This is a genomic window from Streptomyces sp. SDr-06, assembly GCF_003324565.1.
GTDB lineage: Bacteria > Actinomycetota > Actinomycetes > Streptomycetales > Streptomycetaceae > Streptomyces.
Genome location: NZ_QOLA01000005.1, coordinates 318,429 through 340,917, shown reverse-complemented (window position 1 = coordinate 340,917; position 22,489 = coordinate 318,429). Strand labels below are relative to the sequence as shown.

32 protein-coding genes are annotated in these 22,489 nt (G+C 67.4%); 29 read left to right on the top strand and 3 right to left on the bottom strand.

The genetic code is table 11. The annotated features are described in order from the left end of the window. Positions 1-2: 2 nt before the first annotated feature. Positions 3-509, bottom strand: a complete 507-nt coding sequence (locus DT019_RS14595; protein WP_114037194.1) for a WhiB family transcriptional regulator — start codon at positions 507-509, stop codon at positions 3-5. Positions 510-782: 273 nt separating this feature from the next. Here DT019_RS14595 and DT019_RS14590 point away from each other — a divergent pair, with 273 nt between their 5' ends. The 5 genes from DT019_RS14590 (at position 783) to tuf (ending at position 5,922) form a co-directional block, all read left to right on the top strand. Further along, on the top strand, positions 783-1,250 hold the full coding sequence (locus tag DT019_RS14590; protein ID WP_114037193.1) for a helix-turn-helix domain-containing protein: 468 nt from the start codon (positions 783-785) through the stop codon (positions 1,248-1,250). A gap of 308 nt (positions 1,251-1,558) precedes the next feature. Continuing rightward, positions 1,559-1,930: a 30S ribosomal protein S12 gene (rpsL, locus tag DT019_RS14585; protein WP_003948652.1), complete on the top strand. Its 372-nt coding sequence runs from the start codon at positions 1,559-1,561 to the stop codon at positions 1,928-1,930. A gap of 2 nt (positions 1,931-1,932) precedes the next feature. Then, on the top strand, positions 1,933-2,403 hold the full coding sequence (rpsG, locus tag DT019_RS14580) for a 30S ribosomal protein S7 (protein WP_053731192.1): 471 nt from the start codon (positions 1,933-1,935) through the stop codon (positions 2,401-2,403). A 39-nt stretch (positions 2,404-2,442) separates the two neighbouring features. After that, positions 2,443-4,569, top strand: coding sequence for an elongation factor G (fusA, locus tag DT019_RS14575; RefSeq protein WP_114037192.1), 2,127 nt, complete (start codon positions 2,443-2,445; stop codon positions 4,567-4,569). Positions 4,570-4,728: 159 nt separating this feature from the next. After that, complete coding sequence (gene tuf / locus DT019_RS14570; protein WP_053731194.1) at positions 4,729-5,922, top strand: elongation factor Tu; 1,194 nt, start codon at positions 4,729-4,731, stop codon at positions 5,920-5,922. A 112-nt stretch (positions 5,923-6,034) separates the two neighbouring features. Here the strand turns inward: tuf and DT019_RS14565 are convergent, their stop codons facing one another. Both DT019_RS14565 and DT019_RS14560 read right to left on the bottom strand, forming a co-directional pair. After that, a complete protein-coding gene (locus DT019_RS14565) occupies positions 6,035-7,987 on the bottom strand; it encodes a PIG-L family deacetylase (RefSeq protein ID WP_114037191.1) in 1,953 nt (650 codons plus the stop codon). Between the two features lie 178 nt (positions 7,988-8,165). Beyond that, complete coding sequence (locus DT019_RS14560; protein ID WP_114037190.1) at positions 8,166-8,981, bottom strand: helix-turn-helix domain-containing protein; 816 nt, start codon at positions 8,979-8,981, stop codon at positions 8,166-8,168. 370 nt (positions 8,982-9,351) lie between these two features. On the opposite strand from DT019_RS14560, the gene DT019_RS14555 reads away from it, so the two are divergent. The 24 genes from DT019_RS14555 to DT019_RS14435 all read left to right on the top strand — a co-directional run bounded on the left by DT019_RS14555 (position 9,352) and on the right by DT019_RS14435 (position 22,433). Then, positions 9,352-10,053, top strand: coding sequence for a type VII secretion system-associated protein (locus tag DT019_RS14555; protein ID WP_114037189.1), 702 nt, complete (start codon positions 9,352-9,354; stop codon positions 10,051-10,053). Between the two features lie 487 nt (positions 10,054-10,540). Continuing rightward, positions 10,541-10,849 (top strand): 30S ribosomal protein S10, encoded by a 309-nt coding sequence (rpsJ, locus tag DT019_RS14550; RefSeq protein WP_003948644.1) that lies wholly within the window; start codon positions 10,541-10,543, stop codon positions 10,847-10,849. Positions 10,850-10,863: 14 nt separating this feature from the next. Beyond that, positions 10,864-11,508: a 50S ribosomal protein L3 gene (gene rplC / locus DT019_RS14545; protein ID WP_114037188.1), complete on the top strand. Its 645-nt coding sequence runs from the start codon at positions 10,864-10,866 to the stop codon at positions 11,506-11,508. Between the two features lie 7 nt (positions 11,509-11,515). Then, positions 11,516-12,166, top strand: a complete 651-nt coding sequence (gene rplD / locus DT019_RS14540) for a 50S ribosomal protein L4 (RefSeq protein WP_114037187.1) — start codon at positions 11,516-11,518, stop codon at positions 12,164-12,166. Next, positions 12,166-12,480: a 50S ribosomal protein L23 gene (gene rplW / locus DT019_RS14535; protein ID WP_053727606.1), complete on the top strand. Its 315-nt coding sequence runs from the start codon at positions 12,166-12,168 to the stop codon at positions 12,478-12,480. Before rplD ends, rplW begins: the two co-directional genes overlap by 1 nt. Positions 12,481-12,519: 39 nt before the next feature. After that, the gene (gene rplB, locus DT019_RS14530; RefSeq protein ID WP_114037186.1) at positions 12,520-13,356 is read left to right on the top strand and encodes a 50S ribosomal protein L2; all 837 of its coding nucleotides are present in this window, start codon (positions 12,520-12,522) and stop codon (positions 13,354-13,356) included. Between the two features lie 12 nt (positions 13,357-13,368). Further along, positions 13,369-13,650: a 30S ribosomal protein S19 gene (rpsS, locus tag DT019_RS14525; protein WP_053727608.1), complete on the top strand. Its 282-nt coding sequence runs from the start codon at positions 13,369-13,371 to the stop codon at positions 13,648-13,650. Positions 13,651-13,691: 41 nt separating this feature from the next. After that, positions 13,692-14,039 carry a 50S ribosomal protein L22 gene (rplV, locus tag DT019_RS14520; RefSeq protein ID WP_030359020.1) on the top strand — a complete coding sequence of 116 codons (348 nt, stop codon included), beginning with the start codon at positions 13,692-13,694 and terminating at the stop codon, positions 14,037-14,039. Beyond that, complete coding sequence (gene rpsC, locus DT019_RS14515; protein WP_053727609.1) at positions 14,039-14,881, top strand: 30S ribosomal protein S3; 843 nt, start codon at positions 14,039-14,041, stop codon at positions 14,879-14,881. Before rplV ends, rpsC begins: the two co-directional genes overlap by 1 nt. A gap of 5 nt (positions 14,882-14,886) precedes the next feature. Continuing rightward, a complete protein-coding gene (rplP, locus tag DT019_RS14510) occupies positions 14,887-15,306 on the top strand; it encodes a 50S ribosomal protein L16 (protein ID WP_053727610.1) in 420 nt (139 codons plus the stop codon). Next, the gene (rpmC, locus tag DT019_RS14505; RefSeq protein ID WP_114037275.1) at positions 15,306-15,530 is read left to right on the top strand and encodes a 50S ribosomal protein L29; all 225 of its coding nucleotides are present in this window, start codon (positions 15,306-15,308) and stop codon (positions 15,528-15,530) included. Before rplP ends, rpmC begins: the two co-directional genes overlap by 1 nt. Continuing rightward, a complete protein-coding gene (gene rpsQ / locus DT019_RS14500; protein ID WP_008739702.1) occupies positions 15,530-15,814 on the top strand; it encodes a 30S ribosomal protein S17 in 285 nt (94 codons plus the stop codon). Before rpmC ends, rpsQ begins: the two co-directional genes overlap by 1 nt. A 113-nt stretch (positions 15,815-15,927) precedes the next feature. Further along, on the top strand, positions 15,928-16,296 hold the full coding sequence (gene rplN, locus DT019_RS14495; protein ID WP_053727611.1) for a 50S ribosomal protein L14: 369 nt from the start codon (positions 15,928-15,930) through the stop codon (positions 16,294-16,296). Positions 16,297-16,298: 2 nt separating this feature from the next. Beyond that, positions 16,299-16,622 (top strand): 50S ribosomal protein L24, encoded by a 324-nt coding sequence (gene rplX / locus DT019_RS14490; protein ID WP_053727612.1) that lies wholly within the window; start codon positions 16,299-16,301, stop codon positions 16,620-16,622. After that, on the top strand, positions 16,622-17,179 hold the full coding sequence (rplE, locus tag DT019_RS14485) for a 50S ribosomal protein L5 (RefSeq protein WP_053727613.1): 558 nt from the start codon (positions 16,622-16,624) through the stop codon (positions 17,177-17,179). The genes rplX and rplE overlap by 1 nt, the downstream gene beginning before the upstream one ends. 5 nt (positions 17,180-17,184) lie before the next feature. Continuing rightward, positions 17,185-17,370, top strand: coding sequence for a type Z 30S ribosomal protein S14 (locus DT019_RS14480; protein WP_003956452.1), 186 nt, complete (start codon positions 17,185-17,187; stop codon positions 17,368-17,370). A gap of 223 nt (positions 17,371-17,593) precedes the next feature. Further along, a complete protein-coding gene (gene rpsH, locus DT019_RS14470; RefSeq protein ID WP_067163170.1) occupies positions 17,594-17,992 on the top strand; it encodes a 30S ribosomal protein S8 in 399 nt (132 codons plus the stop codon). 21 nt (positions 17,993-18,013) lie between these two features. Then, positions 18,014-18,553, top strand: coding sequence for a 50S ribosomal protein L6 (rplF, locus tag DT019_RS14465; RefSeq protein WP_114037184.1), 540 nt, complete (start codon positions 18,014-18,016; stop codon positions 18,551-18,553). 3 nt (positions 18,554-18,556) lie between these two features. Next, the gene (rplR, locus tag DT019_RS14460; RefSeq protein ID WP_114037183.1) at positions 18,557-18,940 is read left to right on the top strand and encodes a 50S ribosomal protein L18; all 384 of its coding nucleotides are present in this window, start codon (positions 18,557-18,559) and stop codon (positions 18,938-18,940) included. Positions 18,941-18,986: 46 nt separating this feature from the next. Further along, positions 18,987-19,589, top strand: coding sequence for a 30S ribosomal protein S5 (rpsE, locus tag DT019_RS14455; protein ID WP_030742217.1), 603 nt, complete (start codon positions 18,987-18,989; stop codon positions 19,587-19,589). Further along, on the top strand, positions 19,589-19,771 hold the full coding sequence (gene rpmD / locus DT019_RS14450) for a 50S ribosomal protein L30 (RefSeq protein ID WP_005313525.1): 183 nt from the start codon (positions 19,589-19,591) through the stop codon (positions 19,769-19,771). Before rpsE ends, rpmD begins: the two co-directional genes overlap by 1 nt. A gap of 1 nt (position 19,772) precedes the next feature. Continuing rightward, complete coding sequence (gene rplO / locus DT019_RS14445; protein WP_114037182.1) at positions 19,773-20,228, top strand: 50S ribosomal protein L15; 456 nt, start codon at positions 19,773-19,775, stop codon at positions 20,226-20,228. A 235-nt stretch (positions 20,229-20,463) separates the two neighbouring features. Beyond that, entirely contained in the window at positions 20,464-21,777 is a 1,314-nt protein-coding gene (gene secY, locus DT019_RS14440; RefSeq protein ID WP_114037181.1) for a preprotein translocase subunit SecY, read from the top strand. Then, positions 21,777-22,433, top strand: coding sequence for an adenylate kinase (locus DT019_RS14435; RefSeq protein ID WP_114037180.1), 657 nt, complete (start codon positions 21,777-21,779; stop codon positions 22,431-22,433). Before secY ends, DT019_RS14435 begins: the two co-directional genes overlap by 1 nt. The last annotated feature ends 56 nt before the right edge of the window (positions 22,434-22,489 follow it).

Sequence of the window (22,489 nt, the reverse complement as noted above, 5' to 3'; positions counted from 1 at the left end):
GCTCATGGCTGCGGCTTCTGCGGACGGTCGGAACGAGAGGGGGAGGGGACCTTGCGGTGCGGGGCGGGACCGGAGGCGGAGGAGGCCTCACGCTCCCGGCCGGGGCCGAAGAGGGCGGGGGCTTCGCGATGCCGGTCGGGGGAGAGGGGGGCCGGGGTCCTGCCGTCCCGATCCCGGCCGGGTGCGGAACTGGCGGGCGTCGCTCCGGGGCGCCCGGCCCCGGAGCGGTCGTCCGGGATCCTGACCGGCCGCCCGTTGCGCCACAGACGTCCGCCGCTGACGCCGTCGAACCAGCTCCGGCGCGGGGCGACGGCCTCCAGGCAGGAGCGGCGTACGGGACAGATGTCGCAGGCGCGCAGGGCGGGCAGGGCGGCCTCCGGATCGCCGGCGAAGACCGCACGGTCGGGCAGGCCGATGCAGGCGGCGTGGGTGCGCCAGTCCCCGGAGTGCCGGGCGGCGGGGTGGGCACCTCTGGACGAGGGGGCGCGGACGAGCACGGGTGCGGGCATGGGTGGGGTCCCTCTCGGGAAGCAGGAGGGGTTGCGGACTCCCTCATGTTGCGGTTGCGCAATCAACCCTAGCGATATTGCGCGCGCGTCCGCAACAAAGCTTCGCTCTCGGTGCCGGGAAGTCGACGGTGAGTGGCCTTGCGTCGCCCTGTTTGCGCTGCGTATACCGCCTCTTTGCCTGACGGGGTGGCTAGTTGCGGACACGCACTTCATGCTGGTCATTGCGCGCGCGAACGGACGGTAGGGTCGGCGTTGTTGCGGAGGGAGCGTGCTATGGGCGAGAAAAGCTCGGATATGGAGCGGTTTGCGGGCTGGGTCGAGGACCTGATGCGCGAGCGCGGATACGACATCGACAGCCCGCGGGGCGGCGGGCGGTCCCGCCTTGCGGAGGACGCGGGCGTCCACCGGGCCGCGGTGACCCGGCTGCTGCAGCGGCAGAGCCTGCCCGACCTGGAGACCATGCGCGCTCTCGCGCGGGTTCTGGGGGTGGGACTCCGGGACATGCTGATCGAGTCGGGCCGGGTGACGGCCGAGGACCTGCCCCTGCCGGACGGCGGCCGGCCGGGCGGCAAGGGTGGCGGCCTCGGCCGCCTCACGCCGGCGGAGGCGGCCGAACTCCTGGGCATCCCGGACAGCCACCGCCGCCAGTTCGTCGAGATGACGGAGATGATCATCGCGGTGAGCGGGGCGCGCTCCGAGGGTGCCCGCCCGCGGCGGCGCGATGTCTCGGCGAGCAGCTGAGCGGTTTCCCCTCGGCGGACCCGCGATCCCGGCGGCCCGACCGAGGGGCTGCTCACCGGCGTGTCAGGGTGGACGGCATTTGTTTTGACCCAAGTCGATGAGGTAGGTACGCTCAGACCTTGTGCCTGGGGTGTGCCTGGGCTCCGCTGCGTGCCTACGTCCGCAGGGCGAGCTCCTAGACCGGCCACCGCAATCTGCGCTTCTCCTGCCCTCGGGCGGGGGTCTGCAGTATTCGACACACCCGACCGCGTGGGTCGGAGGCGTGTTCCAGGTTAGTTTTACTACGGCACACAGAAACCGGAGAAGTAGTGCCTACGATCCAGCAGCTGGTCCGGAAGGGCCGGCAGGACAAGGTCGAGAAGAACAAGACGCCCGCGCTCGAGGGTTCGCCCCAGCGTCGTGGCGTCTGCACGCGTGTGTTCACGACCACCCCGAAGAAGCCGAACTCGGCCCTCCGTAAGGTCGCGCGTGTGCGTCTGACCTCCGGCATCGAGGTCACGGCCTACATCCCGGGTGAGGGTCACAACCTGCAGGAGCACTCCATCGTGCTCGTGCGCGGTGGCCGTGTGAAGGACCTGCCGGGTGTTCGTTACAAGATCATCCGCGGTTCCCTCGACACGCAGGGCGTCAAGAACCGTAAGCAGGCTCGCAGCCGCTACGGCGCCAAGAAGGAGAAGTAAGAATGCCTCGTAAGGGCCCCGCCCCGAAGCGCCCGGTCATCATCGACCCGGTCTACAGCTCTCCTCTTGTCACCTCGCTGATCAACAAGATCCTGCTGGACGGCAAGCGCTCCACCGCCGAGCGCATTGTCTACGGCGCCATGGAGGGTCTCCGCGAGAAGACCGGCAACGACCCGGTCATCACGCTGAAGCGCGCGCTGGAGAACGTCAAGCCGTCCCTCGAGGTCAAGTCCCGCCGTGTCGGTGGCGCGACCTACCAGGTTCCGGTTGAGGTCAAGCCCGGCCGTCAGTCGACCCTCGCACTGCGCTGGCTCGTGGGCTACTCCCGCGCCCGCCGTGAGAAGACCATGACCGAACGCCTCATGAACGAGCTGCTCGACGCCTCCAACGGCCTCGGCGCTGCGGTCAAGAAGCGTGAGGACACCCACAAGATGGCCGAGTCCAACAAGGCCTTCGCGCACTACCGCTGGTAGTCGCTACCCCCATCGAGACCGAGAGAAGACTGAGCCGATATGGCTACCACTTCACTTGACCTGGCCAAGGTCCGCAACATCGGGATCATGGCCCACATCGACGCGGGCAAGACGACCACCACCGAGCGGATCCTGTTCTACACCGGTGTCTCGTACAAGATCGGTGAGGTCCACGACGGCGCTGCCACGATGGACTGGATGGAGCAGGAGCAGGAGCGCGGCATCACCATCACGTCCGCCGCGACGACCTGCCACTGGCCGCTCGAGGACGTCGACCACACCATCAACATCATCGACACCCCGGGCCACGTGGACTTCACGGTCGAGGTGGAGCGTTCGCTCCGCGTCCTCGACGGTGCGGTCACCGTGTTCGACGGTGTCGCCGGTGTGGAGCCGCAGTCCGAGACGGTCTGGCGTCAGGCCGACCGTTACGGCGTTCCGCGTATCTGCTTCGTCAACAAGCTCGACCGCACCGGCGCTGAGTTCCACCGCTGCGTGGACATGATCGTGGACCGCCTCGGCGCGACCCCGATCGTGATGCAGCTGCCGATCGGTTCCGAGGCCAACTTCGAGGGCGTTGTGGACCTGGTCCGCATGAAGGCCCTCGTGTGGTCCGCGGAAGCGACCAAGGGCGAGATGTACGACGTCGTCGACATCCCGGCCACGCACACCGAGGCCGCTGAAGAGTGGCGCGGCAAGCTGGTCGAGACCGTCGCCGAGAACGACGAAGAGATCATGGAGCTCTTCCTCGAGGGCGTCGAGCCCACCGAGGAGCAGCTGTACGCCGCGGTGCGTCGCATCACCATCGCGTCCGGCAAGGGCGGCGACACCACCGTCACCCCCGTGTTCTGTGGCACCGCGTTCAAGAACAAGGGCGTTCAGCCCCTGCTCGACGCCGTCGTCCGCTACCTGCCTTCCCCCCTGGACGTCGAGGCCATCGAGGGCCACGACGTCAAGGACCCGGAGGTCGTGGTCAAGCGCAAGCCGTCCGACGAGGAGCCCCTCTCGGCGCTGGCGTTCAAGATCGCGAGCGACCCGCACCTGGGCAAGCTCACCTTCATCCGGATCTACTCCGGTCGCCTGGAGGCCGGCACCTCGGTGCTGAACTCCGTCAAGGGCAAGAAGGAGCGCATCGGCAAGATCTACCGCATGCACGCGAACAAGCGTGAGGAGATCGAGTCGGTGGGCGCCGGTGACATCGTCGCCGTCATGGGCCTGAAGCAGACCACCACCGGTGAGACGCTGTGCGACGACAAGTCCCCGGTGATCCTGGAGTCCATGGACTTCCCGGCCCCGGTGATCCAGGTCGCCATCGAGCCCAAGTCCAAGGGTGACCAGGAGAAGCTGGGTGTCGCCATCCAGCGTCTCGCGGAGGAGGACCCCTCCTTCCAGGTGCACTCGGACGAGGAGACCGGCCAGACCATCATCGGTGGTATGGGCGAGCTTCACCTCGACGTCCTCGTCGACCGCATGCGTCGCGAGTTCAAGGTCGAGGCGAACGTCGGCAAGCCGCAGGTCGCGTACCGCGAGACGATCCGCAAGATCGTCGAGCGCGTGGACTACACCCACAAGAAGCAGACCGGTGGTACCGGTCAGTTCGCCAAGGTGCAGATCGCGATCGAGCCCATCGAGGGCGGCGAGGCGTCGTACGAGTTCGTGAACAAGGTCACCGGTGGCCGCATCCCCCGGGAGTACATCCCGTCGGTGGACGCGGGTGCGCAGGAGGCCATGCAGTTCGGCATCCTGGCCGGCTACGAGATGACCGGCGTCCGCGTCATTCTTCTGGACGGTGGCTACCACGAGGTCGACTCCTCCGAGCTCGCGTTCAAGATCGCCGGTTCGCAGGCCTTCAAGGAGGCCGCGCGCAAGGCTTCTCCCGTGCTCCTTGAGCCGATGATGGCCGTCGAGGTCGTCACGCCCGAGGACTACATGGGTGAAGTCATCGGTGACATCAACTCCCGCCGTGGCCAGATCCAGGCCATGGAGGAGCGCAGCGGCGCCCGCGTCGTGAAGGGCCTCGTGCCCCTCTCGGAGATGTTCGGCTACGTCGGCGACCTCCGCAGCAAGACCTCGGGTCGCGCAAGCTACTCGATGCAGTTCGACTCCTACGCCGAGGTTCCGCGGAACGTCGCCGAGGAGATCATCGCGAAGGCCAAGGGCGAGTAACTCTTCCGAGTTCACGCTTTAGGCTTGTCACCGGAGCCACTGGGGCATTCGGCGTAAACCATCAGGTTTGCGGTGAATGCCCCGGGCCCCGGCATCCCAGCAAAGATCACCTGGCGCCGATGAAGCAAGGCGTACAGAACCACTCCACAGGAGGACTCAGTGGCGAAGGCGAAGTTCGAGCGGACTAAGCCGCACGTCAACATCGGCACCATCGGTCACATTGACCACGGTAAGACGACCCTCACGGCCGCCATTACCAAGGTGCTGCACGACGCGTACCCGGACCTGAACGAGGCCTCGGCCTTCGACCAGATCGACAAGGCTCCTGAGGAGCGCCAGCGCGGTATCACGATCTCGATCGCGCACGTCGAGTACCAGACCGAGTCGCGTCACTACGCCCACGTCGACTGCCCCGGTCACGCGGACTACATCAAGAACATGATCACGGGTGCCGCGCAGATGGACGGCGCGATCCTCGTGGTTGCCGCCACCGACGGCCCGATGCCGCAGACCAAGGAGCACGTGCTCCTGGCCCGCCAGGTCGGCGTTCCGTACATCGTCGTCGCCCTGAACAAGGCCGACATGGTGGACGACGAGGAGATCCTGGAGCTCGTCGAGCTCGAGGTCCGTGAGCTCCTCTCCGAGTACGAGTTCCCGGGCGACGACCTGCCGGTCGTCAAGGTCTCGGCGCTCAAGGCGCTCGAGGGCGACAAGGAGTGGGGCCAGTCGGTCCTGAACCTGATGGCCGCCGTCGACGAGGCGATCCCGCAGCCCGAGCGTGACGTCGACAAGCCGTTCCTGATGCCGATCGAGGACGTCTTCACGATCACCGGTCGTGGCACCGTCGTCACCGGTCGTATCGAGCGTGGTGTCCTCAAGGTCAACGAGACCGTCGACATCGTCGGTATCAAGACCGAGAAGACCACCACCACGGTCACCGGCATCGAGATGTTCCGCAAGCTGCTCGACGAGGGCCAGGCCGGTGAGAACGTCGGTCTGCTCCTCCGTGGCATCAAGCGCGAGGACGTCGAGCGCGGCCAGGTCATCATCAAGCCCGGTTCGGTCACCCCGCACACCGAGTTCGAGGCCCAGGCGTACATCCTGTCCAAGGACGAGGGTGGCCGTCACACGCCGTTCTTCAACAACTACCGCCCGCAGTTCTACTTCCGTACGACTGACGTGACCGGTGTCGTTACCCTCCCCGAGGGCACCGAGATGGTCATGCCGGGCGACAACACCGCCATGACGGTCGCGCTGATCCAGCCGGTCGCCATGGAGGAGGGCCTGAAGTTCGCCATCCGTGAGGGTGGCCGGACCGTGGGCGCCGGCCAGGTCGTCAAGATCGTCAAGTAAGTACCTGACGATTGACCTGGTAGCTCGCTGAGCTGTCAGAAGAGCCCCGCACCTTTCGAGGTGCGGGGCTCTTCGCGTGGTCCGGAGGTTTCGGGCCGCGCGCCATGGGGCCTCAGGGCCGCCAGGACCACGGCCGGGCGTCCACCCCGAGCCCCACGGCGAGGACCCGGCCGTCGCGCACGTACAGGGTGGGCGGCCCGACGGGCACGACACCCCGCGCCCGCTTCACCACCCGCCCCGCGCCCGCCAGTTGGACGAGCCCCTGCTCGTCCGTGCCCAGCACGTACCCGCCCGCGGCGCCGACCGGCCCGTACCCGTCGAGCGTGACCGCGGGCGCGGCGCCGCCGTCGGGCCGTACGGAGGTGAGGCGCGGCGACGCGGGGGAGCCGGGGTCCCGCAGCGCCTTCTTCGGGTCGGTGGACGTGCGGTACAGCAGCTGTACGCCGTCGCCCAGCGGGACCGGCGCCACCGCGTCGACGGCGAGCGGCAGCCGGGAGGCGGCGGGGGCGAGCTGCCTGTCGGGCGCGGACTGCGTCCAGTGGTGCACGGTGTCGGCGCCCGCCGCGAAGACGTGCACGCGCCCGCCCCGGTCGACGACGGCGCTCAGTCCCTCCTGCACCGACTCCCCGCCGAGATCGCGCCAGGGCGACCAGGCGCCGTCGGCCGCGCGGATCCGGGTGCTGATGCCGCGGTCCGCGTTGCGCACGAAGAGGTGGACGCGCCCGTCCGGCGCCGCCACGGCCAGCGGCGGCCCGATCCGCCGCCCCCGGTCGTCGCCCCGCTCGGGGTTGCCGAGCCCCTTCCACGCGCCGAACTTCCCGTCGGGGGCGGCCTGTTCGAGGAGCACGACCTCCCGGGTGTTGGCGCCGGAGCGCCCCTGGAGCGAGGAGAACCGCAGCCCGAACAGCAGCTGACGCCCGTCGGCCAGGGTCGTACCACCGAGCACCGGGGCGAGCGGCGAGCCGCCGAGGTCCTGCGGCGCGCCCCAGCTGTCGTCCGGGTTCCGGCTCCACCGCACCGCGCGCAGTCCGAGCACACCGTAGGCCCGGGTGCCGTCGTCGGAGACGAGCAGCCGGGTGCCGGGGTGACGGTAGTGGGTGGAGCGCACCCACCCCTTCCAGTTGGTGAGCGGCCGCGTCCCGCCGACGTTGTAGTCCCCGCAGCCCCCGGGATTCCCGCAGTCCCACCGCTTGTCGCCGCCGTACGGGACGAGGTGCGCGGCCTTCTCGGCGAGCACCTTCGGGGGGAGGTTCTTGGGCCAGTGGCGGTTGTAGTAGGCGCGGTAGGCGGTGGCGAGGAAGGCGTTGCCCTGCTCGGCGTGCCGGATCATCGCGGCCCAGGCGAAGGAGGCGGCGGCGGTGTGGTCGGCGTGGTCGGAGTAGCCGGGCTGCTCGGAGTCGTGCGAGCGGTCGGCCGGGGAGCTGTGCTGGATGTCCGGATCGGGGTCGAGGGTCTGTACGAGGGTGGGGGCGTAGTCGGCGAGCAGCCCGGCCAGCACGTCGACCATGTCGTCGTACGTGTAGCTCTTGGCCTGCCGCAACGGTGACCCGGTGGCGATGACGACGGGCAGCTGGAGGCTCCGGTCCTCCCACAAGCTGGGCAGCCCCATCCGCCCCCCGAGCGAAGTGTGCATGGCGGTGTTGAGGAACACCAACTCCACGCTGCGGCCCTGGTGTTGGAGCCTGTTGACCTCGGCGCGGTGTCCGCCGCGCAGCTCGGCCACGGACTTCTCCCAGGGCGTGTACTTGTCGAGCCCGAGGAGGGTGGCGTACGCCTGCCGCAGGCCCTGGTGGCGGGCGGAGGAGTAGGCGGCCTTGTCGTACACGGGCGGCGAGGTGTCACTGACCACCCGGTTGTCCCCGTTGGCCTCCCCGCCGGTGACGTACACGCTGACCAGCGGCACCCCGGAGTCCAGGGTGTGCTGGGTGTCCGGGTTCATGAAGTACAGGTCGTCGTCGGGGTGGGCGAGGATCTGGAGGAGCAGGGGCCTGCGCGCCGGGGCGAGCGGCGCGTCCGGACGGCTCTTCGCGGCCCGCCCGCTCGCGGGCACGGAGCACCCCGTCATCCCGGCAGCGATCCCGACGGCGGCCGCCCCACCGAGAACCGCCCGCCGACTGAACCTGCCTGCGCCACCGCGCTGCGCGCGACCGCTTACGTCGTACACGTACGTTCCGTCCGCCGGATGCCTGGGGGGTCAGGGGCGATGGTATCCAGGGCGCCGGCGGGGGGCGGCGGCGGATGTCTCACGTTCGGCAGCCGGGGCAGTGGCCTGGCTCGGGGGCGCGGAAGGCCCGGTCGCAGGTCTCGCAGGTCTGGAGGGGGTCCGGGCGGGCCGGGGCCGGAGGCAAGGGCGGGGGCAGCAGCACGGCGAGGCGGTGGGCGAGCAGGGATGCCGGGTGGCGCAGGGAGTCCGGGAGGTTCGCGCACAGGGTGCGGCGTACGGCGTCGGGGTCGGCCCCTCGGTCCAGCCAGGCGGTGACGGCCGGGGCGAGACGGCGTATGTCCCGCTCGGCGAGCAGCAGCCGGGGGTCGTCGCGGCGCAGCCGGGCGAGGAGCTCCGCCGCTGCTGGGTGAGGGGCCGTGTCCGGCTCGGGCGTCGGCTGGGCCGGGGGCTCCGTGGAGGGTGGTTCGGGTGGCGGCGCCGAAGGTTGAACTGGCTTTCTGCGGTGGGCTGTTGGGGGAGCGGGGTGGCTCGCGCCGGGCTGGTTGCAGGACACGGTACGGGTGACGACCCGGCCGCTGGGCAGCCGCTCCCGGCTGCGCCGCAGGTAGCCGTGCGCCTCCAACTCCCGCAGCGCGGCGGCGATGCGGGCCTCGCTCTCGGGGAACCGTTCCGCGAGGGCCTTGATGCCGATGCGGGTTCCGGCGGGGAGCGACTGGATGTGGACGGCGAGGCCGATCGCCAGCAGGGAGAGTTCCCGGTGCTGGGCGAGGTGGTTGCCGATGACGGTGTACCGGCTGGTGTGCCGGGTGTTGGCGTGGACGACACCGGACCGGGGGGCGTCGTCGAGAACGGGGGACGAGGTGCGCGAGTGCGCGCTAAGGTGCTGAGCAGCCATGGGGAAGGGTCGCTTCCTTGTTGGTCAGGCCCTCGATCGGGATGCCAGTCCCGGCCGGGGGCCGATGCGTGTAGGGGCTTTGTCGCCGCCCCGCGCCGGTGTCCGCACCCGGGGCCGCCGCGGCGAGCATATGCCAGCCAACTGCCCGCAAATCCACCCGAGTTGGCCGATGTCACCCATCCGGGTGAGGGGGCTGGAGGGGTTTGGAAAGGTGTCACCCCTTCGGTCTCCAAAGCCTTTGATGTCGCGGCCCACCGCACCCCGGCCACCCGCGTCCCGGCCCACCGGGTCGCGGTGCACCGGGTCGCGGGGGGTGCGATGCGGTGCGGCGGGGGAGCGGCGCCGTAGGGGCGCCGCGACGCCGCCCAGGATGATCGTCCCCGGCGCCAAGGAGTCGCCCGAGGACGTGTTTGAGCTCTTTGGTGCGGCCGCACCGGAAGGCGTGGTCGCCGTGGCCGTGCATCACGCTGCGTATAGGGAATGGGATGATTCGGTGAGCGGTGCTGACGAGAATTCCGGGAGCCGGGGGCCATCGGAACCCGTCCTGACCGACGAATTGCGGGCGCAGGCGAAAAGGGCCCCGGGAAGCTGGCTGTATTCCATCGATCCGGCGTACGACCCGAGGGGGGCGGTCCCGCCCTATGCGGTGATCGGCGCCTGGTCGGTCGGCGAGGGTGGCGAGCCGGGGGCGTTCCATCACAATCCCCAGTACCGGCCGTCACCCCTGGCCCTGGGGCTGCCCGCGCCGACGGACGCGGTCGACGCGGCGATGCAGCTGGCGGCCACGGGGCACGGGCCGGACGCGGACGTGGTCGGTCGTCTTGCCGGGGCCACGGTGTTCCTGGTCCCGACGGCCGAACCGGGCCTCGCCCTCTACGCCGACGCGGAGGGCCGCTTCGTTCCCGTGCTGACCGACCCGAAGCACGCCCCGAACGCGGCCCCGCAACTCCAGGCCGTCACCTGCGCCCAGCTCCTCGCATCCCTGCCTTCCGACGTCGCCCTCAAGCTGAACCCCGGCAGCCGGGTTTCGGTGCGGATCCCCTCGGCGGATGTGCGGGCGGTCATCAGCTGACGTAGGCGGTGGGGGCGGCGACCGCCCCCTCGCCCCGGCGAAGGGTGATCACCAGTGGGGCAGGCCGGGCCGGGGTTCAGCGAGCCGGATGCGTGAGCGCGTGTGACGTGGGGTACGCTTCCCGGCTGCGATTGGCCAGGCAATGGCCCCGTATGGCAGACTGTCGGGGTTGCTCGGTTGAGTGCCGATGCTGCGCGCCTCCCGCCGGGAGGACCGGAAGCGAGTCCCACAGTACTCGTCGTCCCTGATCAGGGGCGGACGTACGGGAATCTTCCGGGAAGTGTCAGCGGGGCTCCGGCCAGGCGTCCGGTGGGTGTTCTGCCCCCGTCTGCGAGGTCCTGTGGCCCGCATCCCCTTGGTTGGGAAATCCCGTATGGGATTTCTGCGTAGAGGGAGTGCGACACGCCCGACCGCGTGGGTCGGAGGTGGGAGTCGGTAGAGCCCCCGGGTTCCAGAGCGTTACGAGACAAAGGACTACTAGGTAGCCATGGCGGGACAGAAGATCCGCATCCGGCTCAAGGCCTACGACCACGAGGTCATCGACTCCTCGGCGAAGAAGATCGTCGAGACGGTGACCCGCACTGGTGCGTCGGTCGCGGGCCCGGTGCCGCTGCCCACTGAGAAGAACGTGTACTGCGTCATCAAGTCGCCGCACAAGTACAAGGACTCTCGCGAGCACTTCGAGATGCGCACGCACAAGCGCCTCATCGACATCCTCGACCCCACGCCGAAGACGGTTGACTCGCTGATGCGTCTCGACCTGCCGGCCGGCGTCGACATCGAGATCAAGCTCTGAAGGGACGGGCCGAGATGAGCAAGAACATCAAGGGCGTCCTGGGCGAGAAGCTCGGCATGACCCAGGTCTGGGACGAGAACAACCGCGTCGTCCCGGTCACCGTCGTCAAGGCCGGGCCGTGCGTCGTGACGCAGGTTCGCACCAACGACGTCGACGGCTACGAGTCGGTCCAGATCGCCTTCGGCGAGATCGACCCGCGCAAGGTGAACAAGCCCCTCAAGGGTCACTTCGCCAAGGCCGACGTGACCCCGCGCCGCCACCTGGTGGAGCTCCGCACCCCTGACGCCAGCGAGTACACGCTGGGCCAGGAGATCACTGCCGAGGTGTTCGAGTCCGGCGTCAAGGTCGACGTCACGGGCAAGAGCAAGGGCAAGGGCTTCGCCGGTGTCATGAAGCGTCACAACTTCAAGGGCCTGGGCGCCGGTCACGGTACCCAGCGCAAGCACCGCTCGCCCGGTTCCATCGGTGGCTGCGCCACCCCTGGCCGTGTGTTCAAGGGCCTCCGCATGGCGGGCCGCATGGGCAACGAGCGCGTGACCACCCAGAACCTGACCGTCCACGCTGTTGACGCGGAGAAGGGTCTGCTGCTCATCAAGGGCGCGGTCCCCGGTCCGAACGGCGGCCTCGTCCTGGTCCGTACCGCGGCCAAGGGGGCCTGAGGTAACGATGAGCACCATTGACATCCTTTCGCCGGCAGGCGACAAGGCCGGGACCGTCGAGCTCCCCGCGGAGATCTTCGACGCGAAGACCAGCGTTCCGCTGATCCACCAGGTCGTCGTCGCTCAGCTGGCCGCTGCCCGCCAGGGCACGCACAAGACCAAGACCCGTGGCGAAGTCCGCGGTGGTGGCAAGAAGCCTTACCGCCAGAAGGGCACCGGCCGCGCGCGTCAGGGTTCGACCCGTGCGCCGCAGTTCGCCGGCGGTGGCGTCGTCCACGGCCCCGTGCCGCGTGACTACTCGCAGCGCACCCCGAAGAAGATGAAGGTCGCCGCTCTGCGCGGTGCCCTCTCCGACCGGGCGCGCCACTCCCGCATCCACGTCGTCACCGGCGTGGTCGAGGGAACGGCTTCCACCAAGGCCGCCAAGACGCTGTTCGGCAAGATCTCGGAGCGCAAGAACCTGCTCCTGGTCGTCGACCGCGCCGACGAGGCCGCGTGGCTGTCCGCCCGCAACCTGCCCCAGGTCCACATCCTGGAGCCGGGCCAGCTGAACACGTACGACGTGCTCGTCTCCGACGACGTGGTCTTCACCCAGGCCGCTCTCGAGTCCTTCGTGTCTGGCCCCAAGGCCGATGACAACGAGGGGAGCGAAGCCTGATGGCCGAGATCACCAGCAAGACCTTCACGGACCCGCGCGACATTCTCGTCAAGCCGGTTGTGTCCGAGAAGAGCTACGCGCTGCTCGACGAGAACAAGTACACGTTCATCGTCAAGCCGGGCTCCAACAAGACCCAGATCAAGCAGGCCGTGGAAGCGGTCTTCTCGGTCAAGGTCACCGGGGTCAACACGATCAACCGCCAGGGCAAGCGCAAGCGCACGAAGACCGGTTTCGGCAAGCGTGCCGACACCAAGCGCGCCATCGTGACCCTTGCTGAGGGCGACCGTATCGACATCTTCGGCCAGGCCTCCTAACGGAGCGCCCTGGTCCGAATATCGGACGAGGACTGAGAAATGGGTATCCGCAAGTACAAGCCGACGACTCCGGGCCGTCGTGGCTCCAGCGTCGCCGACTTCGTCGAGATCACGCGGTCCACGCCGGAGAAGTCGCTGGTCCGCCCCCTGCACAGCAAGGGCGGCCGTAACAACACCGGTCGTGTGACCGTCCGACACCAGGGCGGTGGCCACAAGCGCGCCTACCGCGTGATCGACTTCCGTCGTCACGACAAGGACGGCGTGCCGGCCAAGGTCGCTCACATCGAGTACGACCCGAACCGCACCGCGCGCATCGCGCTCCTGCACTACGCAGACGGCGAGAAGCGCTACATCATCGCGCCCCGTGGCCTGAGCCAGGGTGACCGCGTTGAGAACGGCCCCGGGGCCGACATCAAGCCGGGCAACAACCTGGCGCTGCGCAACATCCCGGTCGGTACGACCATCCACGCCATCGAGCTGCGTCCCGGCGGCGGTGCGAAGTTCGCCCGCTCCGCGGGTGCTTCGGTGCAGCTGCTGGCGAAGGAGGGCACGATGGCCCACCTTCGTATGCCGTCCGGCGAAATTCGCCTGGTCGACGCCCGCTGCCGCGCCACCATCGGCGAGGTCGGCAACGCCGAGCAGTCGAACATCAACTGGGGCAAGGCCGGCCGCATGCGCTGGAAGGGCGTCCGCCCGACCGTCCGCGGTGTCGCGATGAACCCGGTTGACCACCCGCACGGTGGTGGTGAGGGCAAGACCAGTGGTGGTCGCCACCCGGTCTCCCCGTGGGGTCAGAAGGAGGGTCGTACTCGCTCGCCGAAGAAGGCATCGAGCAAGTACATCGTCCGCCGCCGCAAGACGAACAAGAAGCGCTAGGAGCGGGTTTAGATGCCGCGCAGTCTCAAGAAGGGACCCTTCGTCGACGGACACCTCATCAAGAAGGTGGACGCTCAGAACGAAGCTGGTACCAAGAACGTCATCAAGACCTGGTCCCGTCGCTCGATGATCATCCCGGCCATGCTCGGCCACACGATCGCGGTGCACAACGGCAAGACCCACGTCCCGGTGTTTGTCTCCGAGTCGATGGTCGGCCACAAGCTCGGTGAGTTCTCGCCGACTCGCACCTTCCGCGGCCACGTCAAGGACGACCGGAAGTCGAAGCGCCGCTAACGCGGGGTGGAATGACCATGACAGACACTGGAAGGACAACCATGGAAGCCAGGGCCCAGGCGCGGTACATCCGCGTTACGCCCATGAAGGCCCGCCGAGTGGTGGACCTTATCCGTGGCATGGATGCCACGGAGGCTCAGGCGGTCCTGCGTTTCGCCCCGCAGGCCGCGAGCGTGCCGGTCGGCAAGGTGCTGGACAGCGCCATTGCCAACGCCGCGCACAACTACGACCACACGGACGCCTCTTCGCTGTTCATCAGCGAGGCGTTTGTGGACGAGGGTCCGACCCTGAAGCGGTTCCGTCCGCGTGCTCAGGGCCGTGCCTACCGGATCCGTAAGCGGACCAGCCACATCACCGTGGTCGTCAGCAGCAAGGAAGGAACCCGGTAATGGGCCAGAAGGTTAACCCGCATGGGTTCCGGCTCGGTATCACCACGGACTTCAAGTCCCGCTGGTACGCCGACAAGCTGTACAAGGACTACGTCAAGGAAGACGTCGCCATCCGTCGGATGATGACGTCCGGCATGGAGCGCGCCGGCATCTCGAAGGTTGAGATCGAGCGCACCCGTGACCGCGTGCGGGTGGACATCCACACCGCGCGTCCCGGCATCGTCATCGGCCGCCGTGGCGCCGAGGCCGACCGCATCCGCGGTGACCTCGAGAAGCTCACGGGCAAGCAGGTCCAGCTGAACATCCTCGAGGTCAAGAACCCCGAGATGGACGCTCAGCTGGTTGCCCAGGCCGTTGCCGAGCAGCTCTCCTCCCGCGTCTCCTTCCGTCGTGCCATGCGCAAGAGCATGCAGGGCACCATGAAGGCCGGCGCCAAGGGCATCAAGATCCAGTGCGGTGGCCGTCTCGGCGGCGCCGAGATGTCCCGCTCGGAGTTCTACCGCGAAGGCCGTGTGCCGCTGCACACCCTGCGCGCGAACATCGACTACGGCTTCTTCGAGGCCAAGACGACCTTCGGCCGCATCGGCGTGAAGGTCTGGATCTACAAGGGCGACGTCAAGAACATCGCCGAGGTTCGCGCCGAGAACGCAGCGGCCCGTGCGGGTAACCGCCCGGCCCGTGGTGGCGCCAACGACCGTCCGGCCGGTGGCCGCGGTGGCCGTGGCGGCGAGCGTGGCGGTCGCGGCCGCAAGCCGCAGCAGGCTGCGCCGGCTGCCGAGGCCCCCAAGGCCGAGGCTCCCGCCGCCGCCGCTCCGGCTGAGAGCACCGGAACGGAGGCCTGACCGAAATGCTGATCCCCCGTAGGGTCAAGCACCGCAAGCAGCACCACCCCAAGCGCCGCGGTATGGCCAAGGGTGGTACGACGGTTGCGTTCGGCGAGTACGGCATTCAGGCCCTCACGCCGGCGTACGTGACCAACCGCCAGATCGAGGCGGCTCGTATCGCGATGACCCGCCACATCAAGCGTGGCGGCAAGGTCTGGATCAACATCTACCCGGACCGCCCGCTGACGAAGAAGCCTGCCGAGACCCGCATGGGTTCCGGTAAGGGTTCTCCGGAGTGGTGGGTCGCGAACGTTCACCCGGGCCGGGTGATGTTCGAGCTGTCCTACCCGAACGAGAAGATTGCTCGTGAGGCGCTCACCCGAGCTGCTCACAAGCTCCCGATGAAGTGCCGCATCGTCCGGCGCGAGGCAGGTGAGGCGTGATGTCGGCCGGAACCAAGGCGTCCGAACTGCGCGAGCTGGGTGACGAGGAGCTTCTCGGCAAGCTCCGCGAAGCCAAGGAAGAGCTGTTCAACCTCCGCTTCCAGGCGGCGACGGGCCAGCTCGAGAACCACGGTCGGCTCAAGTCCGTCCGTAAGGACATCGCCCGGATCTACACCCTGATGCGCGAGCGCGAGCTGGGCATCGAGACGGTGGAGAGCGTCTGATGAGCGAGAAGAATGTGACTGAGACGACTGAGCAGCGCGGATTCCGCAAGACCCGTGAGGGTCTGGTCGTCAGCGACAAGATGGACAAGACCGTCGTCGTCGCTGTCGAGGACCGTGTGAAGCACGCGCTGTACGGCAAGGTCATCCGCCGTACGAACAAGCTCAAGGCGCACGACGAGCAGAACGCTGCCGGTGTCGGCGACCGCGTCCTCATCATGGAGACGCGTCCGCTGTCGGCGAGCAAGCGCTGGCGCATCGTCGAGATCCTCGAGAAGGCCAAGTAAGTAATTCTCTGGGGGGTTTCCCTCAGAGTGGTTCCGCCAGGCTCGGTGGGGGCCGCACCTCGTAAGAGGACCGTGGTCCCCGCCGGGAACCGGCAGACGATCAGGAGATAGACGTGATCCAGCAGGAGTCGCGACTGCGCGTCGCCGACAACACTGGTGCGAAGGAAATCCTTTGCATCCGTGTGCTCGGTGGCTCCGGTCGCCGCTACGCGGGTATCGGTGACGTCATCGTCGCCACCGTCAAGGACGCGATCCCCGGTGGCAACGTGAAGAAGGGCGACGTCGTCAAGGCTGTCGTCGTGCGCACCGTCAAGGAGCGTCGTCGTCAGGACGGCTCGTACATCCGCTTCGACGAGAACGCGGCCGTCATCCTCAAGAACGATGGCGACCCCCGCGGCACCCGCATCTTCGGCCCGGTGGGCCGGGAGCTGCGCGAGAAGAAGTTCATGAAGATCATCTCGCTCGCGCCGGAGGTGCTGTAAGCATGAAGATCAAGAAGGGCGACCTGGTTCAGGTCATCACCGGTAAGGACAAGGGCAAGCAGGGCAAGGTCATCGCGGCCTTCCCCCGCGAGGACCGCGTCCTGGTCGAGGGTGTCAACCGGGTCAAGAAGCACACCAAGGCCGGCCAGACCGCTCGCGGTTCGCAGACCGGTGGCATTGTGACGACCGAGGCCCCGATCCACGTGAGCAACGTTCAGCTCGTCGTGGAGAAGGACGGCAACAAGGTCGTTACCCGCGTCGGTTTCCGCTTCGACGACGAGGGCAACAAGATCCGCGTTGCCAAGCGGACGGGTGAGGACATCTGATGGCTACCACCACCACTCCGCGTCTCAAGACGAAGTACCGCGAGGAGATCGCGGGCAAGCTGCGTGAGGAGTTCTCGTACGAGAACGTCATGCAGGTTCCCGGCCTCGTGAAGATCGTGGTCAACATGGGTGTGGGCGACGCCGCCCGCGACTCCAAGTTGATGGATGGCGCGGTTCGCGACCTCACCACGATCACCGGCCAGAAGCCGGCCGTCACCAAGGCCCGCAAGTCCATCGCGCAGTTCAAGCTGCGTGAGGGTCAGCCGATCGGCTGCCACGTCACCCTCCGTGGTGACCGCATGTGGGAGTTCCTGGACCGTACGCTGTCGCTCGCGCTGCCGCGTATCCGTGACTTCCGTGGTCTGTCGCCGAAGCAGTTCGACGGCCGTGGCAACTACACCTTCGGTCTCACCGAGCAGGTCATGTTCCACGAGATCGACCAGGACAAGATCGACCGTACCCGGGGTATGGACATCACCGTGGTCACCACGGCGACCAACGACGACGAGGGCCGCGCGCTCCTTCGTCACCTCGGCTTCCCCTTCAAGGAGGCGTAAGCGAGATGGCGAAGAAGGCTCTCATCGCGAAGGCTGCCCGCAAGCCCAAGTTCGGTGTGCGTGCGTACACCCGCTGCCAGCGTTGCGGTCGCCCCCACTCCGTGTACCGCAAGTTCGGCCTGTGCCGCGTGTGCCTCCGTGAGATGGCTCACCGTGGCGAGCTGCCGGGCGTGACCAAGAGCTCCTGGTAATTCCCCTCTGTCCTCAGGGACTTGGGAATTTCCGGACGCTCTCGGTAAGTATCTGGTCGGCGGATGCCCTCCCTCACATGCCGTAGGCTTGTGGGGTTGGGCGTCCGCCGCCCATAACGACTTACTACGCCGTAGGTCCCCGCACCGCACCCGTCCCGCCACTGAGTGGGGAGAGGGATGGCGCATACAGGAAACCGCGGCGAGAGAGGCCGAAGGCCGATTCATGACCATGACTGACCCGATCGCAGACATGCTCACTCGTCTGCGCAACGCAAACTCGGCGTACCACGACACCGTCGTGATGCCGCACAGCAAGATCAAGTCGCACATCGCGGAGATCCTCCAGCAGGAGGGCTTCATCACCGGCTGGAAGGTCGAGGACGCCGAGGTCGGCAAGAACCTCGTCCTCGAGCTGAAGTTCGGGCCGAACCGTGAGCGCTCCATCGCGGGCATCAAGCGGATCTCGAAGCCCGGTCTGCGTGTGTACGCGAAGTCCACCAACCTGCCGAAGGTGCTCGGCGGCCTGGGCGTGGCGATCATCTCCACGTCGCACGGTCTGCTCACCGGTCAGCAGGCAGGCAAGAAGGGCGTAGGTGGGGAAGTCCTCGCCTACGTCTGGTAGTCGGGAACGGAGGAAAAGCTAATGTCGCGAATCGGCAAGCTCCCCATCCAGGTTCCCGCCGGTGTGGACGTCACCATCGATGGCCGTACGGTTCACGTGAAGGGCCCCAAGGGCTCCCTCACGCACGCCGTTGCGGCTCCCATCGAGATCGTGAAGGGTGAGGACGGCGTTCTGAACGTCACCCGCCCCAACGACGAGCGTCAGAACAAGGCCCTGCACGGCCTGTCCCGCACGCTGGTGGCCAACATGATCACCGGTGTGACCCAGGGATACACCAAGGCGCTCGAGATCAGCGGTGTCGGTTACCGCGTCCAGGCGAAGGGCTCCAACCTGGAGTTCGCGCTGGGCTACAGCCACCCGATCACCGTAGAGGCCCCCGAAGGCATCACCTTCAAGGTCGAGTCGCCCACGAAGTTCTCGGTCGAGGGCATCGACAAGCAGAAGGTCGGCGAGGTCGCCGCCAACATCCGCAAGCTGCGGAAGCCCGACCCGTACAAGGCCAAGGGTGTCAAGTACGCCGGCGAGGTCATCCGCCGCAAGGTCGGAAAGGCTGGTAAGTAAGCCATGGCATACGGTGTGAAGATCGCCAAGGGCGACGCTTACAAGCGTGCCGCCAAGGCACGTCGCCACGTCCGCATCCGCAAGCACGTGTCGGGTACGGCGGAGCGTCCGCGCCTCGTCGTGACGCGTTCCAACCGCGGTATCACCGCTCAGGTCATCGACGACCTCAAGGGTCACACCCTGGCGTCGGCGTCGAACCTGGACGCTTCGATCCGCGGTGGCGAGGGCGACAAGTCCGCGCAGGCCAAGCAGGTCGGTGCCCTGGTCGCTGAGCGCGCCAAGGCCGCCGGCGTCGAGGCCGTCGTGTTCGACCGTGGTGGCAACAGGTACGCCGGGCGCATTGCCGCTCTGGCTGACGCCGCCCGCGAAGCCGGGCTGAAGTTCTAAGCCCCGGTTCCGGGACTAACGGACGTAACAGAGAGAGGTAAATCCAATGGCTGGACCCCAGCGCCGCGGAAGCGGTGCCGGTGGCGGCGAGCGGCGGGACCGGAAGGGTCGCGACGGTGGCGCTGCCGCCGAGAAGACCGCTTACGTTGAGCGCGTTGTCGCGATCAACCGCGTTGCCAAGGTTGTCAAGGGTGGTCGCCGCTTCAGCTTCACCGCGCTGGTCGTGGTGGGCGACGGTGACGGCACCGTAGGTGTCGGTTACGGCAAGGCCAAGGAAGTTCCCGCGGCCATCGCCAAGGGTGTCGAAGAGGCCAAGAAGCACTTCTTCAAGGTCCCGCGCATCCAGGGCACCATCCCGCACCCGATCCAGGGCGAGAAGGCGGCCGGCGTTGTCCTGCTGAAGCCTGCTTCCCCCGGTACCGGTGTTATCGCCGGTGGCCCGGTGCGCGCGGTGCTCGAGTGCGCCGGCGTTCACGACATCCTGTCGAAGTCGCTCGGCTCCGACAACGCGATCAACATCGTGCACGCGACCGTGGAGGCCCTCCGTGGCCTGCAGCGTCCCGAGGAGATCGCGGCGCGCCGTGGTCTGCCCCTCGAGGACGTCGCCCCCGCGGCTCTGCTTCGTGCGCGTGCGGGAGCGGGTGCGTAATGGCCCGTCTCAAGATCACGCAGACGAAGTCGTACATCGGCAGCAAGCAGAACCACCGCGACACCCTGCGTTCGCTCGGGCTCAAGCGCCTGAACGACGTGGTTGTCAAGGAGGACCGTCCCGAGTTCCGCGGCATGGTGCACACCGTCCGCCACCTCGTGACGGTTGAGGAGGTCGACTGACATGGCGGAGCAGAACCCGCTGAAGGTCCACAACCTCCGGCCCGCCCCGGGTGCCAAGACCGCCAAGACCCGTGTGGGTCGTGGTGAGGCGTCCAAGGGTAAGACCGCAGGTCGTGGTACCAAGGGCACCAAGGCTCGTTACCAGGTGCCGGAGCGCTTCGAGGGTGGCCAGATGCCCCTTCACATGCGTCTCCCGAAGCTCAAGGGCTTCAAGAACCCGTTCCGCACCGAGTACCAGGTGGTCAACCTGGACAAGCTCGGCGCTCTCTACCCCGAGGGTGGAGAGGTCACGGTGGCCGACCTGGTCGCCAAGGGCGCGGTGCGCAAGAACAGCCTCGTCAAGGTCCTGGGCCAGGGCGAGATCTCCGTGGCGCTGCAGGTGACGGTTGACGCCGTCTCCGGCTCCGCCAAGGAGAAGATTGCCGCCGCCGGCGGCACCGTCACCGAGCTCGTCTGAGACAGCTTGATGGCTTGAACATCCGACCGGGGATGCCTCTCAAATGGGGCATCCCCGGTTGGTCGTTCCTAGGGGGGCACGGTCGCCGGTAAGGTGGCGTGCACTGTCTAAGTTCCGTGCTGTGTGCCTGGACGGCTCCGGCACGGTTTTTTGGCAGATCAAGACTTCCGTCCTTATTCGTCGAACCTCAAGACCGTCACCCTGACGCACTTGCGCGGGGGTCGCAGGAGGCACCGTGCTCACCGCGTTCGCCCAGGCGTTCAAGACGCCTGACCTGCGCAAGAAGCTGCTCTTCACACTCGGCATCATCGTGATCTACCGGCTCGGTACGCATGTGCCGATGCCTGGGGTGAGCTACAAGAACGTCCAGATCTGTGTGGACCAGGCTCAGCAGAACAGCGGTCTGTTCAGCTTGGTGAACATGTTCAGCGGCGGTGCGCTGCTGCAGATCACGATCTTCGCGCTCGGCATCATGCCGTACATCACGGCGAGCATCATCCTGCAGCTGCTGACCGTGGTGATCCCACGCCTGGAAGCCCTCAAGAAGGAGGGGCAGGCGGGTACGGCGAAGATCACGCAGTACACGCGTTACCTGACCGTCGCGCTGGCCATCCTGCAGGGCACCGGCCTCGTCGCCACCGCCCGCAACGGCGCGCTCTTCAACGGCTGCCAGGTCGCCACCGAGATCATCCCGAACCGCTCGATCTTCACTACCATCACCATGGTCATCACGATGACCGCCGGTACCGCCTGTGTCATGTGGCTCGGTGAGATCATCACCGACCGCGGCATCGGCAACGGCATGTCCATCCTGATGTTCATCTCGATCGCCTCCAGCTTCCCGGGCTCCCTGTGGGCCATCAAGAAGCAGGGCCACCTCGCCGGTGGCTGGATCGAGTTCGGCACCGTGGTCCTGGTCGGTCTCGTCATGGTTGGGCTCGTGGTCTTCGTCGAGCAGGCCCAGCGGCGCATCCCGGTGCAGTACGCGAAGCGCATGATCGGCCGCCGTTCGTACGGCGGCACCTCGACCTACATCCCGCTGAAGGTCAACCAGGCCGGTGTGATCCCGGTCATCTTCGCCTCGTCGCTGCTCTACATTCCGGCGCTGATCGTCCAGTTCTCGAACTCCAAGGCGGGCTGGGCGACCTGGATCAAGGACAACTTGACCAAGGGCGACCATCCTTACTACATCGTCAGCTACTTCCTCCTGATCGTGTTCTTCGCCTTCTTCTACGTGGCGATCTCGTTCAACCCCGAGGAAGTCGCCGACAACATGAAGAAGTATGGTGGCTTCATCCCGGGCATCCGGGCTGGCCGACCGACCGCTGAGTACCTGAGCTACGTACTCAACCGGATCACCTGGCCGGGGTCGCTGTATCTGGGGCTGATCGCGCTCGTTCCGACAATGGCGTTGATCATCTTCGGCGGCGTCCAGAGCTTCCCGCTCGGCGGGACGAGCATCCTCATCATCGTGGGTGTGGGTCTGGAAACCGTTAAGCAGATCGAGAGCCAGCTTCAGCAGCGCAATTACGAAGGGTTCCTCCGCTGATGCGAATCGTCCTCGTCGGACCGCCCGGTGCAGGCAAGGGAACGCAGGCCGCGTTCCTTGCCCAGAACCTGGCGATCCCGCACATCTCCACGGGCGACCTCTTCCGTGCCAACATCAGCCAGGGCACGGACCTCGGCAAGCAGGCCAAGGCGTACATGGACGCCGGCAACCTGGTGCCGGACGAGGTCACCATCGGGATGGCCAAGGACCGCATGGAAGCGCCGGACGCCGAGAACGGCTTCCTGCTCGACGGCTTCCCGCGCAATGTGGTGCAGGCCGAGGCGCTGGACGAGGTGCTCAAGGCCGACGGTGTGAAGCTGGACGCCGTGCTCGACCTGGAAGTCCCCGAGGACGAGGTCGTCAAGCGCATCGCCGGTCGGCGCATCTGCCGCAACGACAGCTCGCACGTCTTCCACGTGGCGTACAACGCCCCGCAGCAGGACGGCGTCTGCGACAAGTGCGGCGGTGAGCTGTACCAGCGCGGTGACGACACCGAGGACACCGTGCGCAAGCGGCTCGAGGTCTACCACAGCGAGACCGAGCCGATCATCGACTACTACCGTGCGCAGGGGCTGGTCATCACCATCTCCGCCCTCGGGAAGGTCGACGAGGTCACCAAGAAGGCGATGGACGCGTTGCGCCGCGAAGCGGCGTAGTTCGCGCCCGGTGCGGGTTGCGGCCGCGGTGCCCCCTGGCGGGGGTGCCGCGGCCG

Excerpts from the sequence above, each read along its gene's own strand:
- DT019_RS14595 (WP_114037194.1), bottom strand. The coding sequence starts at position 509 with ATGCCCGCACCCGTGCTCGTCCGCGCCCCCTCGTCCAGAGGTGCCCAC.
- DT019_RS14590 (WP_114037193.1), top strand. The coding sequence starts at position 783 with ATGGGCGAGAAAAGCTCGGATATGGAGCGGTTTGCGGGCTGGGTCGAG.
- rpsG (WP_053731192.1), top strand. The coding sequence starts at position 1,933 with ATGCCTCGTAAGGGCCCCGCCCCGAAGCGCCCGGTCATCATCGACCCG.
- fusA (WP_114037192.1), top strand. The coding sequence starts at position 2,443 with ATGGCTACCACTTCACTTGACCTGGCCAAGGTCCGCAACATCGGGATC.
- DT019_RS14565 (WP_114037191.1), bottom strand. The coding sequence starts at position 7,987 with ATGACGGGGTGCTCCGTGCCCGCGAGCGGGCGGGCCGCGAAGAGCCGT.
- DT019_RS14560 (WP_114037190.1), bottom strand. The coding sequence starts at position 8,981 with ATGGCTGCTCAGCACCTTAGCGCGCACTCGCGCACCTCGTCCCCCGTT.
- DT019_RS14555 (WP_114037189.1), top strand. The coding sequence starts at position 9,352 with ATGATCGTCCCCGGCGCCAAGGAGTCGCCCGAGGACGTGTTTGAGCTC.
- rpsJ (WP_003948644.1), top strand. The coding sequence starts at position 10,541 with ATGGCGGGACAGAAGATCCGCATCCGGCTCAAGGCCTACGACCACGAG.
- rplC (WP_114037188.1), top strand. The coding sequence starts at position 10,864 with ATGAGCAAGAACATCAAGGGCGTCCTGGGCGAGAAGCTCGGCATGACC.
- rplD (WP_114037187.1), top strand. The coding sequence starts at position 11,516 with ATGAGCACCATTGACATCCTTTCGCCGGCAGGCGACAAGGCCGGGACC.
- rplW (WP_053727606.1), top strand. The coding sequence starts at position 12,166 with ATGGCCGAGATCACCAGCAAGACCTTCACGGACCCGCGCGACATTCTC.
- rplB (WP_114037186.1), top strand. The coding sequence starts at position 12,520 with ATGGGTATCCGCAAGTACAAGCCGACGACTCCGGGCCGTCGTGGCTCC.
- rpsS (WP_053727608.1), top strand. The coding sequence starts at position 13,369 with ATGCCGCGCAGTCTCAAGAAGGGACCCTTCGTCGACGGACACCTCATC.
- rplV (WP_030359020.1), top strand. The coding sequence starts at position 13,692 with ATGGAAGCCAGGGCCCAGGCGCGGTACATCCGCGTTACGCCCATGAAG.
- rpsC (WP_053727609.1), top strand. The coding sequence starts at position 14,039 with ATGGGCCAGAAGGTTAACCCGCATGGGTTCCGGCTCGGTATCACCACG.
- rplP (WP_053727610.1), top strand. The coding sequence starts at position 14,887 with ATGCTGATCCCCCGTAGGGTCAAGCACCGCAAGCAGCACCACCCCAAG.
- rpmC (WP_114037275.1), top strand. The coding sequence starts at position 15,306 with ATGTCGGCCGGAACCAAGGCGTCCGAACTGCGCGAGCTGGGTGACGAG.
- rpsQ (WP_008739702.1), top strand. The coding sequence starts at position 15,530 with ATGAGCGAGAAGAATGTGACTGAGACGACTGAGCAGCGCGGATTCCGC.
- rplX (WP_053727612.1), top strand. The coding sequence starts at position 16,299 with ATGAAGATCAAGAAGGGCGACCTGGTTCAGGTCATCACCGGTAAGGAC.
- rplE (WP_053727613.1), top strand. The coding sequence starts at position 16,622 with ATGGCTACCACCACCACTCCGCGTCTCAAGACGAAGTACCGCGAGGAG.
- DT019_RS14480 (WP_003956452.1), top strand. The coding sequence starts at position 17,185 with ATGGCGAAGAAGGCTCTCATCGCGAAGGCTGCCCGCAAGCCCAAGTTC.
- rpsH (WP_067163170.1), top strand. The coding sequence starts at position 17,594 with ATGACCATGACTGACCCGATCGCAGACATGCTCACTCGTCTGCGCAAC.
- rplF (WP_114037184.1), top strand. The coding sequence starts at position 18,014 with ATGTCGCGAATCGGCAAGCTCCCCATCCAGGTTCCCGCCGGTGTGGAC.
- rplR (WP_114037183.1), top strand. The coding sequence starts at position 18,557 with ATGGCATACGGTGTGAAGATCGCCAAGGGCGACGCTTACAAGCGTGCC.
- rpsE (WP_030742217.1), top strand. The coding sequence starts at position 18,987 with ATGGCTGGACCCCAGCGCCGCGGAAGCGGTGCCGGTGGCGGCGAGCGG.
- rpmD (WP_005313525.1), top strand. The coding sequence starts at position 19,589 with ATGGCCCGTCTCAAGATCACGCAGACGAAGTCGTACATCGGCAGCAAG.
- rplO (WP_114037182.1), top strand. The coding sequence starts at position 19,773 with ATGGCGGAGCAGAACCCGCTGAAGGTCCACAACCTCCGGCCCGCCCCG.
- DT019_RS14435 (WP_114037180.1), top strand. The coding sequence starts at position 21,777 with ATGCGAATCGTCCTCGTCGGACCGCCCGGTGCAGGCAAGGGAACGCAG.